This window comes from Deltaproteobacteria bacterium (assembly GCA_020848905.1).
Lineage (GTDB): Bacteria > Myxococcota_A > Polyangia.
In genome coordinates, this window is record JADLHG010000055.1 from 21,937 (window position 1) to 42,782 (window position 20,846).

General features: G+C 71.3%; 16 protein-coding genes. 4 read left to right on the forward strand and 12 right to left on the reverse strand.

What is annotated here, in order from left to right; translation table 11 throughout:
* Positions 1 to 17 precede the first annotated feature (17 nt).
* Positions 18 to 1,652 (forward strand): DUF2961 domain-containing protein, encoded by a 1,635-nt coding sequence (locus IT371_23475; protein ID MCC6750638.1) that lies wholly within the window; start codon positions 18 to 20, stop codon positions 1,650 to 1,652.
* Positions 1,653 to 1,698: 46 nt separating this feature from the next.
* Here IT371_23475 and IT371_23480 read toward each other — a convergent pair whose 3' ends face one another.
* The gene (locus IT371_23480; GenBank protein ID MCC6750639.1) at positions 1,699 to 3,069 is read right to left on the reverse strand and encodes a TrpB-like pyridoxal phosphate-dependent enzyme; all 1,371 of its coding nucleotides are present in this window, start codon (positions 3,067 to 3,069) and stop codon (positions 1,699 to 1,701) included.
* A 142-nt stretch (positions 3,070 to 3,211) separates the two neighbouring features.
* Here IT371_23480 and IT371_23485 point away from each other — a divergent pair, with 142 nt between their 5' ends.
* Positions 3,212 to 4,048: a hypothetical protein gene (locus IT371_23485; GenBank protein ID MCC6750640.1), complete on the forward strand. Its 837-nt coding sequence runs from the start codon at positions 3,212 to 3,214 to the stop codon at positions 4,046 to 4,048.
* A 1-nt stretch (position 4,049) separates the two neighbouring features.
* On the opposite strand, the gene IT371_23490 is transcribed toward IT371_23485, so the two are convergent.
* Positions 4,050 to 5,750, reverse strand: a complete 1,701-nt coding sequence (locus tag IT371_23490) for a hypothetical protein (GenBank protein MCC6750641.1) — start codon at positions 5,748 to 5,750, stop codon at positions 4,050 to 4,052.
* 164 nt (positions 5,751 to 5,914) lie between these two features.
* On the opposite strand from IT371_23490, the gene IT371_23495 reads away from it, so the two are divergent.
* Entirely contained in the window at positions 5,915 to 6,472 is a 558-nt protein-coding gene (locus tag IT371_23495) for a DUF523 domain-containing protein (GenBank protein ID MCC6750642.1), read from the forward strand.
* Between the two features lie 41 nt (positions 6,473 to 6,513).
* Here IT371_23495 and IT371_23500 read toward each other — a convergent pair whose 3' ends face one another.
* The 7 genes from IT371_23500 to IT371_23530 form a co-directional block, all read right to left on the reverse strand.
* Positions 6,514 to 7,200, reverse strand: a complete 687-nt coding sequence (locus IT371_23500) for a hypothetical protein (protein ID MCC6750643.1) — start codon at positions 7,198 to 7,200, stop codon at positions 6,514 to 6,516.
* Between the two features lie 72 nt (positions 7,201 to 7,272).
* Positions 7,273 to 8,808 (reverse strand): hypothetical protein, encoded by a 1,536-nt coding sequence (locus IT371_23505; GenBank protein ID MCC6750644.1) that lies wholly within the window; start codon positions 8,806 to 8,808, stop codon positions 7,273 to 7,275.
* A gap of 11 nt (positions 8,809 to 8,819) precedes the next feature.
* Entirely contained in the window at positions 8,820 to 9,614 is a 795-nt protein-coding gene (locus IT371_23510) for a hypothetical protein (GenBank protein MCC6750645.1), read from the reverse strand.
* Between the two features lie 15 nt (positions 9,615 to 9,629).
* Complete coding sequence (locus IT371_23515) at positions 9,630 to 10,343, reverse strand: hypothetical protein (GenBank protein MCC6750646.1); 714 nt, start codon at positions 10,341 to 10,343, stop codon at positions 9,630 to 9,632.
* Positions 10,336 to 11,295, reverse strand: coding sequence for a serine/threonine protein kinase (locus IT371_23520; protein ID MCC6750647.1), 960 nt, complete (start codon positions 11,293 to 11,295; stop codon positions 10,336 to 10,338). Before IT371_23520 ends, IT371_23515 begins: the two co-directional genes overlap by 8 nt.
* 3 nt (positions 11,296 to 11,298) lie before the next feature.
* A complete protein-coding gene (locus IT371_23525) occupies positions 11,299 to 13,809 on the reverse strand; it encodes a serine/threonine protein kinase (protein ID MCC6750648.1) in 2,511 nt (836 codons plus the stop codon).
* Positions 13,806 to 15,113 (reverse strand): sigma 54-interacting transcriptional regulator, encoded by a 1,308-nt coding sequence (locus IT371_23530; GenBank protein ID MCC6750649.1) that lies wholly within the window; start codon positions 15,111 to 15,113, stop codon positions 13,806 to 13,808. The genes IT371_23525 and IT371_23530 overlap by 4 nt, the downstream gene beginning before the upstream one ends.
* Positions 15,114 to 15,268: 155 nt before the next feature.
* Between IT371_23530 and IT371_23535 the strand changes: the two genes are divergently transcribed.
* On the forward strand, positions 15,269 to 16,672 hold the full coding sequence (locus tag IT371_23535; protein MCC6750650.1) for a diguanylate cyclase: 1,404 nt from the start codon (positions 15,269 to 15,271) through the stop codon (positions 16,670 to 16,672).
* On the opposite strand, the gene IT371_23540 is transcribed toward IT371_23535, so the two are convergent.
* The 3 genes from IT371_23540 to IT371_23550 form a co-directional block, all read right to left on the reverse strand.
* On the reverse strand, positions 16,659 to 18,095 hold the full coding sequence (locus IT371_23540) for an adenylate/guanylate cyclase domain-containing protein (protein ID MCC6750651.1): 1,437 nt from the start codon (positions 18,093 to 18,095) through the stop codon (positions 16,659 to 16,661). The two genes, IT371_23535 and IT371_23540, sit on opposite strands and share 14 nt — an antisense overlap.
* The gene (locus IT371_23545; protein MCC6750652.1) at positions 18,088 to 18,324 is read right to left on the reverse strand and encodes a hypothetical protein; all 237 of its coding nucleotides are present in this window, start codon (positions 18,322 to 18,324) and stop codon (positions 18,088 to 18,090) included. The genes IT371_23540 and IT371_23545 overlap by 8 nt, the downstream gene beginning before the upstream one ends.
* A gap of 1,329 nt (positions 18,325 to 19,653) precedes the next feature.
* The coding region (locus IT371_23550) for a zinc ribbon domain-containing protein (protein ID MCC6750653.1) at positions 19,654 to 20,846 on the reverse strand (1,193 nt) is incomplete at its 5' end.

The following is a 20,846-nucleotide window of genomic DNA, read 5'->3' on the forward strand; positions in this document are numbered from 1 at the left end:
CCCGGAAAGGGACAATCATGCGCGTGCGATCGCTTCGCCCGGTCGTTCTGGGTCTTCCGCTCTGCCTCGCCGCCTGCAGCGCCGTAGGAGGCGAGAGCGCCGACGAGGCCCTCCGCACCCTCTCGCGCTGGGAGGAGCTGCCGCGCCTCGAAGAGCGGCGCTACCGCGTCTTCACCAGCACCGACACGCTCAAGCAGGCGAAGTACCCTCTCGCCGACCCCGGGAACAAGGACTTCAACAACTTCCTCGCCGTCTGCGGGGGCCGGCCCATCCCGCTCCTCACCGAGCAGCTCGAACCCGCGCGCTGCGGCGACGGCATCCCCGGCTACCTCATCGCCGCCGCCGACGACGGACCCGGCTTCGTCTCGCGCATGGTCTTCGCGATGTCGAACCCCGTGCAGCCGCCGATGATGCCCGCGCCGGGGGTTCCCCTCGCGGGCCTCGACCAGGAACAGATCAAGATCTACGTCGACGACCTCAGGCGCCCGGTCTACCAGGGCAAGCTGAAGGACTGGGCCGAGGGGCGCGACCAGACCTTCACCGAGCCCTTCGCGGGCTGGCGCTCGGGGCTCCTCGTGAGCTACCTGCCGATCGCGTACCGCTCCAAGCTCCGCATCGTCCTCGACGGGCTCAGCGCGCAGAAGGTGCACTACTACCAGGTCGCGACGCAGTCCGCGGGCGAGGTGACCCCCTTCGATCCGGCCACCGTCGACGGCCCGATCCTGGCCGAGGCGCGCGCCCTGCTCGGTCGCACCGGCAAGGGCGAGCCGGGGACCACCTCGCCCCTCGCACTCGACGGGGCGGCGGTCCGCGCCGACCCAGGGAAGACGACGCTCGTGCTCCGCCAAACCGGGCCGGGCACGATCCGGCGACTCGAGCTGACCGTGGACGCGGCCGCGTCGCTCGAGGCGCTGCGGAAGCTGCGCCTGGTCGCGCACTGGGACGACCGCCCCCAGGCCGCGATCGACGTGCCGCTCCTCGCCCTCTTCGCGAGCGAGGAGAAACTCGTCCCCTTCGCCGCCCTTCCTCTCGCGGTCACCCGGGACGGCGCGCGCCATCGACTCTCCTTCTACCTCCCGATGCCCTTTCGCAGCCGCGCCCAGCTCGCGCTGCGCAACGAGGGGACCGAGCCGGTCAGCCTCGTGGCCAGCGTGGGTGTCGTGGCCGAGCTCCCCACCTCGCGCTGGGGCTACCTGCACGCGCAGCACCGCGAGCAGCTGCCCCCGCTGACCGACAAGGACCGCCACGGCATCGCCGAGGTGACCGGTCGCGGCAAGTACGTCGGGACGGTGATGACCTTCGTGGGCCAGGCCGATCCGAGCAACCCCTTCCCGCAGGTCCTGAACTGCCTCGAGGGGGACGAGCTCGGCGAGGTGGACGGCGAGCCGCGGTGGCAGGGGACCGGCACCGAGGACTACTTCAACGGCGGCTGGTACTACTGGAACGGGCCATACAGCTACGCCTTCAGCAGCCTCGGTCTCTTCGAGCGGAACACCGACCAGGACCGCGGCGTGGTGAACCCGACGCGCTGGCACATCCTGACCGACGCGATCCAGTTCGCGCGCTCCTTCCGGCTGCGCCTGGAGTACGGGGCGAACCGACCGGCGTCGGTCAGGCGCTACGCGTCGGTGGGGCTGTACTATCTGGAGTGAGCGGGGACAGTGAGCGGGGGTGCGACGCGCGAGAGGACCGCGCGGTCTACATGGCGGGGACGTTCGGCAGGTGAGCCATCGCGGCGCTCACGTCCTCCGCCGAGTACTCGTGATCCTGGAGCTTCCCGGCGTGGTAGGCCTCGTAGGCCGTCATGTCGAAGTGCCCGTGCCCCGAGAGGCAGAAGGCGATCACCTTGCGCTCGCCGGTCTGCTTGCAGCGCAGCGCCTCGTCGATCGTCACCCGCACCGCGTGTGCCGACTCCGGAGCCGGGATGATCCCCTCGGCCCGCGAGAAGGCCACCGCCGCATCGAACGTGGCGAGCTGCTTCACCGCACGCGCCTCGATGTCGCCGTGGTCCACGAGCGCGCTCACGCTCGGCGCCATGCCGTGGTAGCGCAGCCCCCCCGCGTGGATCCCGGGCGGCACGAAGGTGTGCCCGAGCGTGTGCATCTTCACGATGGGAGCCATCGCCGCGGTGTCGCCGTAGTCGAACGCGTAGCGTCCCTTGGTCAGGGTCGGACACGACGCCGGCTCGACGGCGATGACCTTGGTCTTCTTCCCCTCGGTCAGGTTCTTGTGGATGAAGGGGTAGGTGAAGCCGGCGAAGTTCGAGCCGCCGCCCGCGCAACCGATCACCATGTCCGGGTACTCGCCGGCCAGCTCCATCTGCTGCAGCGACTCGATCCCGATCACCGTCTGGTGCATCAGCACGTGACCGAGCACCGAGCCCAGGCTGTACTTCTTGTGACCGCCGCTCGAGGCCGCCACCTCGACCGCCTCGGAGATGGCGATGCCGAGCGATCCCGGCGAGTCGGGGTTCTCGGCCATCACCTTCAGACCGTACTGCGTACGCTCGGTGGGGCTCGCGTAAACGCGCGCGCCGAAGTTCTCCATGATCATTCGGCGGTACGGCTTCTGATGGTACGAGACCTTGACCATGTAGATCTCGAGGTCGAGCCCGAAGAAATTGCAGGCCATGGAGAGCGCGCTCCCCCACTGCCCGGCTCCCGTCTCGGTGGTGAGCGCCTTCGTCCCCGCCTCCTTGTTGTAGAAGGCCTGGGGGACGGCCGTGTTCGGCTTGTGCGACCCGACGGGGCTCGTCCCTTCGTACTTGTAGTAGATGTGCGCCGGCGTATCGAGCGCCTTCTCCAGCCGATGCGCGCGGTACATGGGGGTCGGGCGCCAGAGGCGGTAGACGTCGCGTACCGGCTCGGGGATCTCGACCCAGCGCTCGGTGCTCACCTCCTGCATGATGATGTTCATGGGGAAGAGCACCGACAGAAAGTCGGGCGTCACGGGCTGCATCGTCCCCGGGTGCAAGACCGGCTGTGGCGGCACCGGCAGGTCCGCGTTGATGTTGTACCAGGCCTTCGGCAGCTTGCTTTCGTCGAGAAGAAACTTGTGCGCGTCGCTCAAGCCGATCCCCTTTCGCGTGGTGTGCGCGGAGCGTCGCACGAAGCTTCGGTGCGTCGCAACGCCGGCGCTCGCTCTGGCCTTCAGATCTGACGTGCGTCAACTCTGCCGCACCGTGCTATAAGCCGCCCCCGAGAGGTACCCCATGTTCAAATCCCCCATGATCGCGGCCCCCGTACTCCTCGTCGGCCTGTTCTGCGGCTGCGTGGACGCCAAGTCCTTCGTCTCGCAACCCGACGCCGCTCCCGCCGTCGACGCCGCGCCGGACGCGCTCACCTCGTGGCCGGACATGGTCGTCCCGACCGGCGACCTCCCCACCTACGTCGGCGCGCGGGCCATGTTCGCGCACAGCGGCAAGGAGCTCTTCTCGATCGACCCCGCGACGCTCGCCCTCTCCAAGGTCGGCCCCTTCGGCGCGGGGATCCCCGACATGAACGACCTCGCGGTCACCCCGGCGGGCGAGCTCTACGGCGTGTCGGTGAACGAGCTCTTTCGCATCGACGCCACGACGGCCAAAGCCAGCCGCGTCACCGCAGTGCCCGGCACGGCCAACGTGGCCCTCACCTTCGAGGCCGCGGGGACCCTGCTCGCCGCCGACAAGAGCGGGGCGCTGCGGCGCATCGACCCCCAGAACGGCAACGTGACCCCCATCGGTTCCTTCGGCCCCGGCTTCGAGGCCAGCGGCGACCTCGTGGCGATCAAGGACGGCACGCTCTACGGCGTGAGCGACGCCGGCGCGGACAAGACGAACAACATCCTCATCACCGTCGACCCGCAGACGGGCAAGGCCACCCGCATCGGGCAAATTGGCTTCGACCACGTCTGGGGGCTGGCCTACTGGAAGGGCACGATCTACGGCCTGACGAAGAGCGGCGCGCTCCTCAGCATCGACCCGAAGACGGGGAAGGGGCAGCGCGTCCAGAACTATCCGTACGAGTTCTGGGGGGCGGCGGTGACGCCGCTCGCGCCCATCGACAAGTAGGTCACGGGGCCGTGAACGGGTCGTCGTCGAGCTGCACCACCGGCGCGCTGTACGTGGTGCCGTCCCGCAGCGCGAGGCGTCCGAGGGCGAAGATCGCCTGGCTGGACGAGAGCTCCACCCACCCCGACCCCTGACCTCCGGCGAGGTCGGGGATAGCGTTCCAGTCCGCATCGCCGTACGCGTTCCACCAGCCGCGTGCCGGAATGGTCTTGCCGAAGCTCGCGGCCGCGGTGCCGTCGTTTCGCCGCACGCGCACGGTCAGCGTCGCGGCGGCGGAGCCTGGGTTCACGACCACCGGCGAGAACCACTGGGTCGCGTTCCCGAGGCCCGAGGGCACGTTCTTGAGGTAGAGCGGCGCCTCGAGGACGGTTCCGGTGTCGGCCGTCAGCGGCTGATCGTCGAGCAGCGTCACCGGCCCGTTGTAGACCCCTCCCTGGCGCAGCGAGAGCCGGTTGTGCCCGAACACGGCCTGGCTGGCCACGAGCTCGACCCAGCCGATCCCCGCGCCGGTCGCGGTGTCCGGGATCGCGAGCCAGTCCGCGTCGCCGTACGCGTTCCACCAGCCCCGCGCGGGAACGGTCTTGGTGAAGCTCGCGAGCTGCCCCGAGCCGTCGGTCTTCCAGATGCGGACCGTCACCGTCGCCGCGGAGGCGTTCGGATTGATCACCACAGGGCTCGTCCACTGGGTCACGCCCGCGATGTTCGACCCCCAGTTCTTCAGGTAGAAGGCGCCGTAGGTGGTGGTGGCGGTGCGCGTGGCGAGGGGTGCGTCCTCGACCAGCACCGCCGTCCCGTTGTAGACCGCGCCTTGCCGGAGGGCGACCCGGTTGAGGCCGAACACGGGTCGCGTCGCGCTCAGCTCCACCCAGCCGATCCCCGCCCCCGTCGCCGTGTCCGGGATTGCGAGCCAGTCGGCGTCGCCGTACGCGTTCCACGAGCCCCGCGCGGGGAGGGTCTTGGTGAAGGTCGCGAGCTGCCCCGAGCCATCGGTCTTCCAGACCCGCACGGTGAGGGTGGCCGCCGCGGCGTTCGGGTTCGTCACCGTCACGCTGCTCCACTGCGTCACGCCGGCCACGTTCGAGCCCCAATTCTTCAGATAGAAGGAGCCGTAGAGGTTCGTCGCCGTGGCGGAGCTGAGCGGCACCTGATCGAAGAGCACGAGGGGTGCGTTGTAGGTCGTGCCGCTGCGCAGGAAGAGCCGCTGCGTCCCCACGATCGGCTGCGTGGCCGAGAGCTCGACCCACCCCGCCGCGGAGCCCGCGGAAGTGTCGGGGACCGCGAGCCAGTCGGCATCCCCGAAGGCGCTCCAGACGCCCTTCGCGACGAGGGCCTTGGTGAAGGTGTGGAGCAGGTTTCCGTCGGCGCGGTAGACGCGCACGGTCAGCGTGGTGGCCTGGGCGCCGTGATTCGCCACCACCACGGTGGTCCACTGCGACACCCCGGCGATCGTCGAGCCCACGTTCCGCAGGTAGTGGGGCGCGCGCAGCGTGTAGACCGGCGGCGCCACCGTGTCGGAGATCCGGCCGTCCGGGCGACGCGCGTCAGGCGTCCGGCCATCGCGACGGGGTCCATCGGCCACGCCCCCGTCGCGGAGCGGGCCGTCCACCAGCGGACCGTCCCCGCCGGCACCGTCCGCGCCGACTCCGTCGGTCGGCGCACCGTCCCGGGTACTCGTGTCCCGGTAGCCGAACCCGTCGCCCACCCCCCAATCCTCGATTCCACCGTCCGTGAGAAACGCCCCGTTCCTGCCCGCACAGCCCCCGACGCCTCCCAGCAGACCGGCGCACAGCAAAACTCTCCACCTCGCAGTTCGCATCGGTCGTCGTTTCGCCTCGCGTCTCCTCTCATGGTATCCGTCTACTATCGATGGGCCAAGCGGCTGACGAACTCCCCCTGCGCCTCGGCGTCTCGGCGTGCCTGCTCGGCGAGCGCGTGCGCTACGACGGAGAGCACAAGCGCGACGCCTTCCTGTGCGACGAGCTCGGCCCGCGCGTCGAATGGGTCTCCGTCTGCCCCGAGGTCGAGCTCGGCCTCGGCGTCCCCCGGGAGACGGTCCGCCTGGAGCAGCGCGCGGGTGAGGTGCGGCTCGTGGCACCCGGGAGCGGGCGCGACCTGACCGCGGCGATGACCCTCTACGCCGCACGGCGGCTCGACGAGCTCGCGGGTCTCCGGCTGTCGGGCTTCGTCCTGAAGCGGGATTCCCCGAGCTGCGGGCTCCTCCGCGTGAGAGTCCACGGCCCCGAGGGAGAGGCTGCCCGCCGCACCGGCCGGGGTCTCTTCGCTGCGGCCCTGCGCCAGCGTCTGCCCGACCTCCCCATCGAAGAGGAGGGGCGCCTCGCCGAGCCGCACCTCCGCGCCGCCTTCCTGGAGCGCGTCTTCGCCCACCACCGGCTCCAGCAAGACCGTCTTCGCGACGGGGAGTGATCTCGCCGCGCCGCCGAGGACTACGCGCACGAGCTCAGGGGTCAGTACACGCACTTCCCCGCGGTGCAGGTAGCGCTCGTGATCTTGCACTCGCAGGAGTCGAGCTGGTCGCAGTTCTCCCAGCCCGAGGTGCAGGGCTTGCAGGTGCGGTCCGTCGACGAGCAGTACTTGAAGGTGCTCTTGCAGTCGCCGGCCTTCTTCGGGTCGCAGGTGCCCGCGGTGCACGCCTTGCCGTCGCACGAGGTGGCGCACTCGCACCCGTTGGTCGAGAAGACGCCGTCGCAGTTCAGCCATACCCCCGTGCACCGGCAGCTTCCCGCGCTGCAGTAGGCGTTCGCACCACAGGGGTTGTTGCACTTGCCGCAGTGCCCGGCGTGCACCTGCACGTCCACGCACGAGGTGCCGCAGGCCTGCTTCGGCGCCTTGCAGCCCGCCTCCGGCAAACTCGACGCGCTGTCCGGCGGAGGGGTCGTGCCCCTGTCCCGCGTCGCGCCGTCCCCGCTGGCAGACGGGCCATCGTCGAAGCGCTGGCCGTCGCTCCAGGAGAAGGCGTCGATGACGGTCCCCGAGGCGTCGCGCGCGGTGCGGGTGGCGCAGAGCTTTTTGACCGGGTCGCAGACCAGCGGCGCCTCGCAGGGGACGCTGATGCTGCACGACTCGCCGAGTTTCGCGTCGCCGCCCTTGCAGGCGGAAAGCAGCAGGACCAGTAATAGAGCGGTTCCTCGCAAATCGTCTCCGCGGCGTCTCACACGTGCCTCCCGGCTTGGGGTCGAGCCACCATGATACGCCCGGAGCCAGGCTCAGCGGTAGTGCAGCACCGTACCGTCCAGGCCCACGGCCCACACGTCGGTGCTCGAGCTGCCGTGCACCGCGAGGAGGCCCTTCGACGTGGGCGTGGAGACCTTCCGCCAGCTCGTGCCGTCGTAATGCACGGCCACACCCTCCGCGCCGACGGCCCAGATGTCGCTCGCGTCGGTGCCCCAGATCGCGTTCAGGTGCTTGGCCACGGGCGCGGCCTGGCTCGAGTAGGTGCCGTTCTTGTAGCGGACAAGGAGCCCGCTCGCCCCGACCATCCACACGTCGCTGCTCGAGCTCCCCCAGACCCCGTAGAGGTACGCGCTCGCCGTGTGCGACTTGGCGAAGCTCCCTCCGGCGTAGCCGCTCGAATTCAGCACCACGTTCCCCTGGGTGCCGCTGGTCCCGCCCACCGCCCAGACGAAGCCCTGGTCGGCCCACACCCCGTAGAGCTGCCCCACGCCGGGGAGCGGCGAGGCCTTCCAGGAGCTGCCGTCGTAGCCCACGACGCGACCGCCCGAACCGACCGCGAAGACGTGGGACGGGCCGCTGCCGTGCACGTGGTAGAGCGAATCGGTGGTCGGCGAGTTCGCGGTGCTCCAGCTCACGCCGTCGAAGAGCTCGATCGTCCCGCCCGCTCCAACAGTCCAGAGCTGGCTGCCGCGGTCGCCCCAGATGCTCGAGAGCGACTTCGGATGCGCCTCGACGATGAACGAGCCCCCCGGATAAGCCGGCCCTCCGTTCGTGGATCGGAGAATCACCCCCTCCGAGCTGACGATGAGGATGTCGGTCCGCGAGCCTCCCCACACTCCGTCGAGCCGCTTGGTCGTCCCCGAGGCGACAGCAGTCCAGGAACCCGTCGGCGGCGGGGGCGGGGGAGGAGGCGTCACCACGCACTGCCCGCTCGCCGTACAGCTCCCTGCCTCGCAGGCGCCGCAGGAGAGGCCGCAGACCGGGTCCGGACCGCAGACGCGCTCACCGCACTGCGGAACCGCGCAGCTCGGTGTCGTCGGCCGGCACTTCGCGTCCGTCCCCTGGCAGCGCTGACCGCCCTCACACGCCCGCGTGCTCCCCCACGCGCCGCAGCCCCGCGCGTCGGGCTCGCACAGCTCCACGCCCGCTTCGTTGCAGCGGCGCTCTCCCACGGAGCACCCTTCGGGACAGGACGCGCTGTTGAGCTGCACGCCGAGGGACGCGAGCCGGCCGCTCTCGAGCTCCACGCTGGCCTGTCCGCGCCCCATCCCGGTCCCCTGCCGCAAACCCTCCACCGTGACGTCAACCCACCGCCCGGCCCACGCGTCGGGGAGCAGGAGCTCCACCTTCACGCCGCTCGCGAGCGTTCTGGCCGCCTCCGGTACGAACCGCGGCCCCGCCCCCTCCTCTCCGCGAGGCGCGGGACGGATGCGGAGCTGGTCGACCGACAGCTCGGGACCGAAGGTCACCGCGAGGAGAATCCCGGTACCGGAAGCCGTCTCGCCGCCGCAACCGAGCGCGGAGAGCGCGGGCCCCACGAGAACGCAACAGACGAGGAATCGCGACATCGGATCGCTCCCTACGGCTTGGAACGCATCAGCACCTTGGGCTGCGCCTGGTGCTCGGGAACCCACACCTCCACCACGTTCTGCTTGCGGTCGTAGCGCAGCCGCAGGCGGGGACGCTTCGGCGCCACCCGTCGCGGCGCCGCGGGTAGTCGCGGGGCCTCCGCGTGCAGCCGCAGGCTCGCCACCTGGTCGTCGAGCGCCTGCACGCGCTCCCGCAACCGGACGAGCTCCGCGCCGGCCGCCACGGACTTCGCCTCTCTCGTCGGGCTCGCCTCGCCCCGCTGCGGCGCGACCTGAGGCGCCAGGGGGGTCACGGCCGCCTTCGCCACCTCTTTCGACGCGGTCCGGGCTCGCAGGAGCCACGCGCCCGACACGACTGAGGTGGCCAGCAGCGCCCCGCCGAGAGCGAGCCCCCAGCGCAGCCTTCCTGGCCGGCTCTGGAGCGGTGCCGGTTCCCCGCGAGGCTCCCCTTCCGCTCCGTCGGAAGCCAGCTCCAGCACCGAGCTGCTCGTCACCCTCCCACGGGGCTCCGCAGCGACCGGTACCTCCGCGGCTGGCGGCGCGCCGACCGGGAGCTGCAACACCGTCTCCGCGGCGAAGATCCCCTCCGTGACCGCGCCGAGCGCCGGATCGAGGACCACCTTCTGCTCGCCGATTTTAGCCTTCCCGTTCCAAAACTGCGTGGCGGCCGCCGGGCTCTCCTCGGCCGGCGGCGCGGCGCCGGGAGGCATAATAGTACCTCCGCTCCATAACTGCGTGGTCCCCGCAGCCCGCTGCGCGTTCTCTCGCTCTCGACTCGTCGGCATCTGTCCCTCCGCGCGCTAGCGCCCCCTGAAGTCCAGCGTGAAGTCCGCGCCGCTCGGCTGCGCTCCGCCCCCGCTCCCGCCCGCCGTCCCGGCCACGACCGCCGCCGTCACCGTACCCGCGAGGACCGCCGCGCCGATCCCGACCCAGAAGGGCCATCGGCGATAGAACGGCCGCGCCCGGCGCGCCTCCGCCTCCGGCGGAACGACCTGCGCCCCGAGCTCGAGCCGCGCCGCCCCCACGAACTGCGGCGACTGCGTCGACGGCGGCGACTGCGGCGACTGCGGCTGATCGAAGCGCCCCGTCGCAGGCCCCGGCTCCGAGGGCGCACCGACCGGCGCCGCGGGCAGCCGCACCGCCCCCACGTCGAGACACGGCCCCAGCTCGAGCTGGGAGCAGAGCGCGCGCACCGCCTGCGCATGCCTCTCCCCTCCGTGGCGCGCGAGATATCTGCGATACAGCCGATACGCCTGCGGTCCGTCGCCCACCTGCCGCGCACACTCCGCCATGTTGTAGAGAAAACCGCCCTTGCCGCTCAGGCGGTAGCCCCGGTCGAACTCCGTCAGCGCGCGCCGGTAGCGTCCCTGCCGCACCAGCCGTTGCCCTTCCTCCCAGGCCGCGAGCGCCTGCGCCGCGGGCTCGGCTGCCTTCGCACGGCTCATCCCCGTGCCGCACGTGAGGAACACCCCCAGCGCCACCCACCGCGCTGCGCAGCGTCGGCGATCAGGCATGGGTCCCCTCCAGCCTCGCGCCTCGCGTCGCCCGTCCCAGCTCCTCCTCGAACGGCTCTGCCTCGAGCCCGCGACAGGCGGCGGCCACCACGCGCGCGGAGGGGGGCCGCGCCTCCGGGCGCTTGGCCAGCAGCCACAGGCAGAGCTCGCTGAGCGGCTCGGGGACCCGTGCCACGCGCGCCGGCGGCGTCGGCGCCTGCGTCCAATGCAGCTGCATGAGCTCCATCGGCGACCGGGCCTCGAAGGGGCGGCGCCCCACCACCAGCTCGTAGACCATCACGCCGAGCGCGTAGAGGTCGCTCCGGCGATCCACCGGCAGCCCGGCCGCCTGCTCGGGAGACATGTACGGCGCGGAGCCCCAGACCATCCCGCTCTCGGTGAGCCGCGCCACGTCGAGCACGAGCGCGTGTCCGAGGTCGAGCAGCTTCACCCCGTCGGCGCGCGTGGGCGTGGCTCCGACGAGCATCACGTTCTCCGGCTTGAGGTCGCGGTGCACGAGCCCCGCCCCGTGGACCGCCTCGAGCCCGTCGGCCATCGCCGCAGCGAGGCGCAGCGCCTGGCGCCAGGGGAGCGGCCCCTCCGTGAGGCGCGCGCGAAGCGACCTTCCTTTGACGAGCTCGGTGACGAGGTAGGGCTCTCCCCGCTCCGTCTCGCCGGCGTCGAGCAGCCGCGCCACCGACGCGTGCTGCACGCGACCCAGGCTCTCGGCCTCCTGGCGCCCGCGACGGAGCGGCGCCGTGGCCTCGTAGAGCTTCAGCGCCCCCTCGAGCTCGCCGCGTGCTGCTCGGTACACGGTGGCCAGACGCCCCTCGGACAGCGTCTCCACCAGCCGCCAGGGCCCCACCTCGCGCCCGAGCCGCGGATCCCCGCCCTCGGCGAGCGGCGCTCCATCCAGAGGACAGCGCGCGGGAGTCCCGCGAAAGCTCGAGCCACACTGAGGACAACGGCGCATCCTTCACTCCTCGAACGGGTTGACGAGCTTCGCCTTCGATCGCGCGGGGACGTGGAACGGATCGTCCCAGCGCTCCCCGCGCGCGCTCCCGCGGCCCTCCTTGGCCCCCCGGCGTGGACGCGCCCGGCCGGCGCCCTTCGACCCTTCCACGGGAGGGGAATATGATCTTTGCGTACTAGAAGGCTCGCTCTCATTGAGCCGAACCAGGAGCGGCCCCTGCTGCGCCGGATCGAGCGCCGTACGCGTCGTGACGAAACCTGGCTTGCGCAGCTCGACCTCGATGGCGCCGAGGCCTCGCGGCAGGCGCAGTCGCATCGGGGTCTTTCCCACCGGCTCTCCCTCGAGCAGCACGGTGGCCCCCGCCGGGATGGAGGTGACCTCGACGAGCGCCGGCTCGGACTGTCGGGGCCGGCTCACGAGGGCCCGCACGGGCTCCGTGCTCCTGGGCTGCCGCGCAGAACTCCCTCCGGAGAGGCTCCAGGCGAGAACGACTCCGACGAGAGCCAGCCCGCCCCCGATCGCCGCCAGCACCCACCACCGGCGCGTGAGCTGCGCCACCCGCGCCGGAAGCGGCGTGAGCAGGGTCGGAGCCTCTGAGAGCTCCACGAGCGAGCGCGGCAGAGCGCCGACGAGGTCCAGCACCGCGCGAGGGCCCCCGCCCCCCACCTCCGCACCCGCGAGAAGGGACGCGAGCTCCTCGGGGCTAGGCCGCCCCGAGGCCGCGCGGTCCAGCATCCGTCCCAGCGCCTGCGCGACCGCCGGGGGGAGCCCAGCCACCTGGCCCGGCAGGCTCGGAGCCACGCGCGTGAGCTTCGCCGTCAGCACGTCGGAGGTGCTCCCCACGAAGGGAGGGCGCCCCGCGAGGACCTCGAAGAGGAGCGCCCCGAGGGCGTAGACGTCGGCCGCGGGCCCGATCTCCTCGCCCGCGATCTGCTCGGGGGCCGCGTAGAGCGGCGTGCCGATGCCGATGCCGAGCTCGGTCTGGTGCGCCGCGCTCCCGCTGTGGGCGAGGAGCTTGGCGATGCCGAAGTCCAGCACCTTCACCACGAGGCGCCCGTCCACGCCGCCGAGGTGCACGTTGTCAGGCTTCAGGTCCCGATGCACGATTCCCGCGGCGTGCGCGGCCGAGAGGGCGCGCAGCACCTGCAGCGTGATCGTCCGCGCGGCCTCCCAGGGCAGAGGTCCCTGTCGGCGCAGGCGCTGCCCCAGGCTCTCCCCCTCGAGGAGCTCCATCACGGCGTAGTCGCGTCCGTCGGGGAGCTTGCCGAAGTCGAAGATCTTCACGATGTGCGGGCTGTCGATGCGATTGACCGCCTGTGCCTCGACGACGAAGCGCCGCACGGCCTCGGCGTTCTGGCACATCTGCGGGTGCAGCACCTTGACCGCCACGCGCGAACCGATCACGGGGTGCTCGCCGAGCCAGACGGCGCCGAGGCCCCCGCTCCCCAGGCGGCGCACGAGCCGGTAACTGCCGGCGCGCGTCCCGGCCAGGTCGGCGCCCACCTCCCCCACTACGGCTCCCGCCGCCGCGAGTCGCTCCTCCACGTCCTGGGCCGAGACGGGCCTCCGTGCCGGGTCGGCCGAGAGGCAGCGTGCGACGAGCTCTCCGAGAGGCCTCGGCAGGCGGGCGAGCTGCGGCAACGCCACGCTGACCGGATCGCCCGAGAGCTTCTCGGCGATGAGCTGGGCCGGGGTCTGCGCCTGGAACGGGAGGTCACCGGTGAGGAGCTCGCAGGCGATGACCCCGAGGGCGTAGAGGTCCACGCGGTGGTCCTGCACGAGCTCGCCGCGGAGCTGCTCCGGCGGCATGTACGGGGTGGTGCCCACGGGAATCCCGGTCGAGGTCACGCGGTCCTCGCCCCCGGCCAGGCGCGAGATGCCGAAGTCGAGCAGCTTCACCACGTCGCGCCGTCCCGACGGCTCGGTGAGGAGCACGTTCCGCGGGGTGAGGTCGCGGTGCACGACCCCCGCCTGATGGGCACACGCGAGCGCGCGGCAGAGCTGCTGCAAGATGGGGATCGCCCGTTCGGCGGGCATGGGGCCCTGCTCGTCGAGGAGCCGGAAGAGCGTGGTCCCCGAGAGGAGCTCCATCACCAGATAGAGGAGGCCGCGCTCGTCTCGACCGAAGTCGGTGATGTTCACGATGTGATCGTGGGAGAGCTGGCTGCAGAGCTGCGCCTCGCGGAGAAAACGCGCCACCTGATCGGCGTCGCGCGTGAAATCGGCCCGCAGGATCTTCACCGCCACGCCCTTGCCGAGCAGCGTGTGCCGGGCGGCGAAGACCATCCCCATGCCCCCCTTGCCGAGGAGCTGGGTCAGCTCGTAGCGGCCCCCCACGACCGCCCCCGCGGCGCAGAGCGCGCCGTCCGCGGGGCAGAAGAGCTGGCCGTCGGGCCACGGACTCCCGCACGACGGACACCGCGCCGGCGGCAGCGGCGGAGGCGGCACAGGCGCGCGAAGGTGGGTGCGTTCGGCTTCGGCCAAGAGAGCTCGCTCCAGCGGCGGCGAGTTCATGCACGCCCCGTACCAGGGCGCAGGCAGCCGGGCGCCACGCCGCTCTTGTCCAGACAGCGATAGACGAAGGAGCGCGACACGCCGAGCTCCTGGCTGGTCTTGCGCACGTTGCCGCCGTTCTCGCGCAAGGCCGCCAGGACCCACTCCTCCTTGGAGCTCGCGCGACGCCCCACGCTCGCCACGCCCCCGGCGAGGAGCTGCACCGGGAGCTGCGCCAGCTCGACGGTATTTCCCTCTGCCACCACGGCCAGCATGCGCAGGACGTTGTCGAGCTCGCGCACGTTCAGCGGCCAGCCGTAGCAGGCGAGCGCCTCCGCAGCCTCGGTGGACAGCTCGACGCGAGCACCGGCGCGACCGAGGAGGAAGCGCGAGAGCAGCGGCAGGTCCTCCACCCGTTCGCGGAGCGGCGGGAGCCGAACCTCGGCCTCCGAGAGGCGCGCGGCCAGGTCGGCCCGAAAGCGACCGGCCTCGATGTCCCTCGGCAGGTCGTGGTTCGTGGCACAGAGGATGCGGCAATCCACGCGCTCGGCGTGCACCGCCCCCACGCGACGGAGCTCGCCGGTCTCCACGGTGCGCAGGAGCTTGGCCTGGCTGGCCGGCGGCAGCTCGCTCACCTCGTCGAGAAAGAGGGTGCCACCCGACGCCGCGTGAAAGAGCCCGGGCTTGTCGCGCGCCGCGCCGGTGAAGGCGCCCCGCAGGTGACCGAAGAGCTCCGACTCCACGAGCGCCTCGGGGAGTGCGGCGCAGTTCACGGCGATGAAGGGCCCCTGGCGCCCGCTGAAGCGGTGCAGCTCTCGGGCGACGAGCTCCTTGCCGGTCCCGCTCTCACCGGTGATGAGGACCGCCAGGTCTGCTGGCCCGAGCAGGCGCACGAGCCGCCGCACTCCCGTCAGGCTCGGACCGCCGACGAGCGCGCTGTCCGCGGCGAGGATCCTCGCGCTCGACGCGTCCTGGCCGCGAGAGACCAGCCGGAGCACGAGCTCCCCGATGCGCAGGATGTCTCCGAGCTCGAGGGGGGCGGAGCGCCCGCGGTCCACCGCGCGGCGGTTCACGTAGCAGCGGTTCTTGCTACCGAGGTCCCAGAGCTGCAGGCCCCGCTCGGTGCGCTCGATGCGAGCGTGCTCCCGCGAGACCGAGGCGTGGTCCAGCACGACCGTGCAGCTCGGCCCGCGCCCGATCAGCGCCGGAAGCTGCAAGAGGGAGTGCTCGCCGTGGACGGGGTGAAGCTGGGCCAGCTCCAGCGCCTGAGGCTCCGGCCGCGGCTGAGCGGCTACGCGCAGGCTCGTCTCGATCGCCTCGTTCATCGGTTGCCTTCCTCGCTCCGCGGAGTGGTCGCGACATGTAACGACATGGATCTGCACATACGGCCCTTTGGGACCGACCTTCCCGGCCGGCGCGCCCTGGCGGTCCGGCCGCGGTTGGCGGACCATCGTGGTAGGCTCCGGACAGGAGAAGCGCGATGGCCACGACTCCCCCATTGACGCGTCGGCTGCTCCCCACCAGCGCTGCCTTGCGGCGCGCGGGGCTCTACGCCCCGGGCGAGGACCCGGCCCTGAGCCGTTTCGCGCGCGTCGCCGTGCGCGTGACCCGGGCCCACGCGGCGGCGATCACCCTGCTCGACGACGAGCAGGTCTACGTGAAGGGGCACGCGGGCCTCGCCGCGGACGTCCCCGTCTACGAACCCTTCCCCCACGGCCAGAGCCCCTGCGCCGACGTGGTGGCCACCGCCTCACCGCAGCTCATCTGCGCCCTCGAACCCGGAGCCGAGCCCCCCGTCCACGGCCTGCTCGGGCGCCTCGGCATGGCCTCGTACGCCGGAGTCCCGATCCCGCTCCGGCACCATGGCGTCTCGGGCGCCCTCAGCGTGCTCCACCGCGAGCCCCGCAGCTGGACCGAGGACGAGATCTCGCTCCTCACGGAGCTCGCCGCCTCGGTGGGGAGCGACCTGGAGCTACGCGTCGAGCGCGCGGCGCTGGACGCCGCCACGGTCCGCATGAGCACGATGATCGACAGCCTTCCGGCCGCCGTCCTCGTCGAGGACGACTCCCGTCACATCCATCAGGTCAACGCGCGGTTCTGCGCGCTCTTCTCCGTGCCTCTGGCGCCCGAGGCCCTGGTCGGCCTCGACTGCGCCGGCGCGGCGGAGCAGTCCAAGGGACTGTTCGTGGACCCCGAGGCCTTCGTACAGCGCATCGAACAGCTCCTGCGCGCCCGCCTCGCCGTGCACGACGACCTGTTGCAGATGGTCGACGGCCGGTGGCTCGAGCGGGACTACCTGCCGATCTACGTGGGGGGGGCGTACAGCGGGCACATGTGGATGTACCGCGACGTGACCGAGCGCGAGCGTTCCAAGGAGCTGCTGCGCCAGCAGAGCCTGATCGACGAGCTCACCGGCCTCTACAACCGTCGAGGCTTTCTCACCCTGGCGGAACAGCAGCATCGGCTCGCCGAACGCCAGCGCCGTCCGCTGCAGCTGCTCTTCGCCGACCAGGACGACCTGAAGCAGGTGAACGACCGCCACGGCCACGCGGCCGGCGACCGCGCCCTCCGCGAGATCGCGCGCGCCCTCCGATCGAGCCTGCGCGGCTCGGACATCGTGGCCCGCATCGGCGGCGACGAGTTCGCGGCCCTCCTCGTGGAGTCCACCGACGGGCGTCGCGCGGTCGAGCGCTTCGAGGAGTTGCTCGACAAGCTCAACGCCGCCGCGGCGCTCCCCTTCCGCCTGGCCGTGAGCGTGGGCCTCGCCGCCTACGACCCCTCGAACCCCGAGACCATCGAGGCCCTCCTCGGCCGCGCCGACGTATTGATGTACGAACGCAAGCGCAGCCGACGCCCCGGGACCGGCCCCTTCACCCGCCCCTGACTCCGCCCCCCTTCTCGGTGGCGCGCGTCCCGGCGTCCGTCGCCAGCCCCTCGACGCGGTAGAGAGGGACGGCCTCGCCGAGCGCCTCGAGCATCAGCGGCTGCGCGGGCCGCGTCTGCACTCTGCCGCGCACCTTGTTGAAGGTGGCCTCGGCCAGCAGCAGCTCGCCCGGCCTCGCCAGGCGCTCCGTCTCGCTCGCTACCTCCACCACCGCCCCGAGCACCGTATAGGACACGCGCCGCGCCGAACCGAGGTTGCCCGCCACGGCCCGGCCCGTGGCGACCCCCGCGCGAAGGCGCAGCGCGTGGGCTCCGCTCGCCGCCTGCCGCCGGGCCTCGGCCTCGACGGCCGCCCGTGCCGCGAGGACCGCTCGCACCGCCTGGAGCTCGCCGTCCGGAGCCGGCTCGGGGACCCCCCAGACGGCCTTCACGCGGCCTCCGTCCACGCGGTAGATCACGCCGTCGTGGCGGCTCACCGCCTCGATGACCGGGGCGAGATACTCGTTCAGCAGGGCCAGGAGCGGCCGCGGGGGGAGCTCGAAGCTCAGTTGATCCACGCCGACGAGCGAGAGGAACGCGACCGTCACCGGCCCCTCCTCGGGGGTCAGCTCGAGCGGATCGTCCACCTCGGTCAGGCGCTTCATCACCGCCGGAGCGAGATACGGCGCGAGGGACTGCTGCTGGTGCCCCGCCTCGCGGAGCGCCCGCATCATCTGATTGAAGGACTGGGCGAGCGAGGCGAGCTCGTCGCTCGAGCGGACCTGCACCGTCTGCTGCAGATCCCCGTTCGCCACCGCCTCCATGGCCCCGGCCAGCCGCCGGATCGGCGACGCCAGCCGGCGCGCGAGGACCACGGAGCCGAGGGCCCCGAGGAGGAGCCCCACGCCGAGGATCACGACCCCGACCTGCGTCTGCGCGCTGATCTGCTGGTCGATACGGCGCAGGTTGAAGCCGAGCCGCACCTGTCCCCCGGGGACCGGCAGCGCGTACTCCTTGATGCGCTGCCGCCGGTCCACCTTTCCCGCCGCCAGGGCCTCGAGGACCTGCTTGCGCCCCTGCTGCACGAGCTCGGCGTACGTGGGGTCGAGCGCGGAGAAGACCCGCGGGTTGAGCGACCCCTGCTGCAGGGCGCCCGCCTTGTCCAGCTCGACGGCGTAGACCAGTCCGGTATCGACGCGGTCCGAGCTCTCGACGAAGCTCACGATCGGCTCGAAGCTCAGCCGGCCGTCGGCGCGGCGCAGCCCGGCGAGCACCTGCGACAGCTCGCGGTCTCGCGCCACGAGCTCCTCCTCGCGCGCCTGCCCGTACCGGAAGACCAGGACATAGGTGGTAGCCCCGGCCACAACCAGGACGAGGAGCGCGCTCAGCAGCGCGAACTTGACGGAGAGGGAAAAGCGCAAGATGGCCCCTCGGCCCTCACGCACCGTTGTCGTCGACCGCGGCCCGTGGACCGTCGGGCCGGGCCTCGATGACCATCAGATCCACCCCCGCCTCGACGCTCTGCCCCTCCGGCGCGCCGAGCTGCTTCACCGTCCCGTCCACCACGCTACGAAGCTCGTTCTCCATCTTCATCGCCTCCACCACCACGAGCCCCTGACCGACCGTCACCTCCTCCCCCGCCCGGACGAGGTACTTCACGATCTTGCCCGGCATCGGCGCCGGCAGCGGAACCAGGCCGTGCGCGTGTCGCCGCGCGAGCCCCCCCTCGACGGCTCGGCGCGCCAGCTCCCGTTCGTCGAGCAGCGTGACCGTCGTCGCACCGTCGGGGGCGTGCACCACCAGGCTCCCCTTCGAGCCCCGCTCGATCACCAGGTCGTGCACGGCGTCTCCGACGCGGAGCTGGTAGCCCGTCGCGCCCACCGGCTGCGCCTCGACGACGAGCTCCGTCTCCCCGATGCGAACGGTGAAGGTCCGCTCATCGGCGGACTCGACCGTCACGGTGCGGTCTTCGCCGTTCACCACTGCTGTGTAGTCGGTCTTCATCGGGGCGGGAGTATAAGCACCGGATTCGTCGCTTGTCAGCAGCCGTGGCTGGCGCGAGCCGAGACGGGACCGCGGACTGTCGGTCAAGGGTGCCCGGGGGAATGGTGACACTGGCCAGGGGCGGTGGCCGAAGTCGTGCAGCCGGGGGATGGGCCGACGCGCGAGAGGTGGTGGGGGGGAGCGCGAGCACCGGCGAACGCATGCGGGGGACGAGCGAGAACGCGAGCGGCAGTGGGCGCACGCGGAGGGAGGGGGCGGATCGGTGCGACGGGGCAAATTGCTGGCGACGGGAGGCGGGCGAGAGCGCGGGCGGCGGTGGGCGCATGCGGGGGGTCGTGGTGGATCGGTGCGGCGGGGAGGGGTTTATGCTGTTTGTGGTTTTGTTCGTGCAAGGAGATCGCTTGACGTCAGACCAGCACTATGCTAGTATTAGCCTTATTCATGTTGGACAACAAACGCAAGACCTCCTCGGTCGGTGGCCGTATCTCTGGCGCGCGTTCGCCGGCGGGTTCTGCGAAGCAGCTCCCACTTCCTATGCGGGAGGCGACGGGCTGGGGCGGAAAGCGCGAGGGCGCGGGGCGGAAGAAACAGCCGGGCAGCGGCCTCCCCCATCGGATGCGGCCGCTGCTCGCGAGCCGCTTCCCGGTGCACGTGACGATGAAGGTCGTGTCAGACCTGCCCAACCTACGGGCCAAGCCGCAGCTCCGACTGATCGAGGGCGCATTTCGGGCGGCGCTCGGCCGCCACGGGCTCAATCTCGCCCACTACTCGATCCAGAAGAACCACCTGCACCTCGTGACGGAGGCCAAGGACCGGGACGTGCTCATGCGAGGGCTGCGTGCGCTGGCGATCCGGCTGGCGCACGCACTGAACCGCACGGTGGGCCGCAAGGGGCAGGTCTTTCGGGACCGCTACCACCAGCACATCCTGAAGACCCCGAACGAGGTGAAGGCTGCCCTCGCGTACGTGCTGAAGAACGCTTCACACTGCACCTCCTCGCTATTTGGGCGGAATCGTAAGGGTCAGCTGCTCGGAAGAATGCACGACTCGGTCCTCGTGGCTCGGACGAGGCTTTTTCAGGATGCGCTCGCGCACCTCCGGACGGAGCAGTTCGTCTCGCCGGAGAATCCGAGGGCCCCTGGGTAGCGGCCGCTGTGCTGTGACCACCCCACGGTTGATGGCGCGGAGCAGGGTGACGTCCGAGACGCCGACGAGCTTGGCGGCATGGTTGAGCGTCAGCCACCCCTCGGCTTCGCATCGCTCGGCAGAGAAGGCCGGGATGTCACGCGCGTGCCGTAGGGATGCGACCAGAGATCGCGACCACCGATTACCTTGCGTCGTGACCAGACCGGCCTTGCCCAGCCAGTGAGCGGTGCACTCGTCGTCGCCTATGAGCGAGAGCATGCGAATGGCCTCCACGACGTCAGCCGGCGTGCGGTTGCGGTTGTAGCCCCGGCGGCGTTTGGTGGCGCGGATCTCGGTGTGCACGCCGCCTTTCCAGTGAATGACCAGCGCGATCTCGGAGCTGTCCTCGTCGAGGTCGACGACGATCTCCTCGATGAGCGTTCGCATGACGCGCTTTTTGAGCCGCACGTCGGTTGCTGCGTTGTTCCACAGCCGAGGGAGGTCGGCGCCCAAGGACTGGAACGTCTCGACCGTCGGAATATCAGCTGCTGCTCGTGACCCCGCAACGGCTTCCTCCAGACGAGCTTCGAGGTCCCGCACCGCTTCGAGCGTGTCGTTCCAGCGACGCTCGAGCTCATCGGCGACCAGCCGGTTGGCGGGATCGACCGCGTCGAACTGCCGGGCGGCGCGCTCGGCCGCGTAGCGCGCCGCCTTGAGCTGCAGACGCAGCGCCTCGAGGGCACCATCGTGCGCCTGCTTTTCATCGGCCGCCGCACGCAAGGCCGCCTCCGCTGCCGCCGGCTGCACGACTTCGAGCACAAGTGCGGCGACACGATCGTCGACCTCACGACCGGCGAAATTGATACACGCCGGATCCGCAAACGCATCGGTTCGCCGGCTGCACGTGTAGCGTACGAGCCTGAGGCCCTGTCCGCTGTAGCTGACCATCAGCTTCTGGCCGCAACGCCGACAGCGGAGCAATCCAGCGAGCAGGGCGCTGCCCTTCTTGGCCGCTCCGGGTTTGGTGGTTCGAAGGCGTTGCGTGTTTTTGGCGAGCATCTGTTGCA

Bases quoted from the DNA above. Each gene is read 5' to 3' on its own strand.
- IT371_23510 (MCC6750645.1), bottom strand. From the start codon at position 9,614: ATGCCGACGAGTCGAGAGCGAGAGAACGCGCAGCGGGCTGCGGGGACC.
- IT371_23535 (MCC6750650.1), top strand. From the start codon at position 15,269: ATGGCCACGACTCCCCCATTGACGCGTCGGCTGCTCCCCACCAGCGCT.
- IT371_23485 (MCC6750640.1), top strand. From the start codon at position 3,212: ATGTTCAAATCCCCCATGATCGCGGCCCCCGTACTCCTCGTCGGCCTG.
- IT371_23545 (MCC6750652.1), bottom strand. From the start codon at position 18,324: ATGCCGGGCAAGATCGTGAAGTACCTCGTCCGGGCGGGGGAGGAGGTG.
- IT371_23495 (MCC6750642.1), top strand. From the start codon at position 5,915: ATGGGCCAAGCGGCTGACGAACTCCCCCTGCGCCTCGGCGTCTCGGCG.
- IT371_23520 (MCC6750647.1), bottom strand. From the start codon at position 11,295: ATGCGCCGTTGTCCTCAGTGTGGCTCGAGCTTTCGCGGGACTCCCGCG.
- IT371_23475 (MCC6750638.1), top strand. From the start codon at position 18: ATGCGCGTGCGATCGCTTCGCCCGGTCGTTCTGGGTCTTCCGCTCTGC.
- IT371_23530 (MCC6750649.1), bottom strand. From the start codon at position 15,113: ATGAACGAGGCGATCGAGACGAGCCTGCGCGTAGCCGCTCAGCCGCGG.
- IT371_23515 (MCC6750646.1), bottom strand. From the start codon at position 10,343: ATGCCTGATCGCCGACGCTGCGCAGCGCGGTGGGTGGCGCTGGGGGTG.
- IT371_23525 (MCC6750648.1), bottom strand. From the start codon at position 13,809: ATGAACTCGCCGCCGCTGGAGCGAGCTCTCTTGGCCGAAGCCGAACGC.
- IT371_23505 (MCC6750644.1), bottom strand. From the start codon at position 8,808: ATGTCGCGATTCCTCGTCTGTTGCGTTCTCGTGGGGCCCGCGCTCTCC.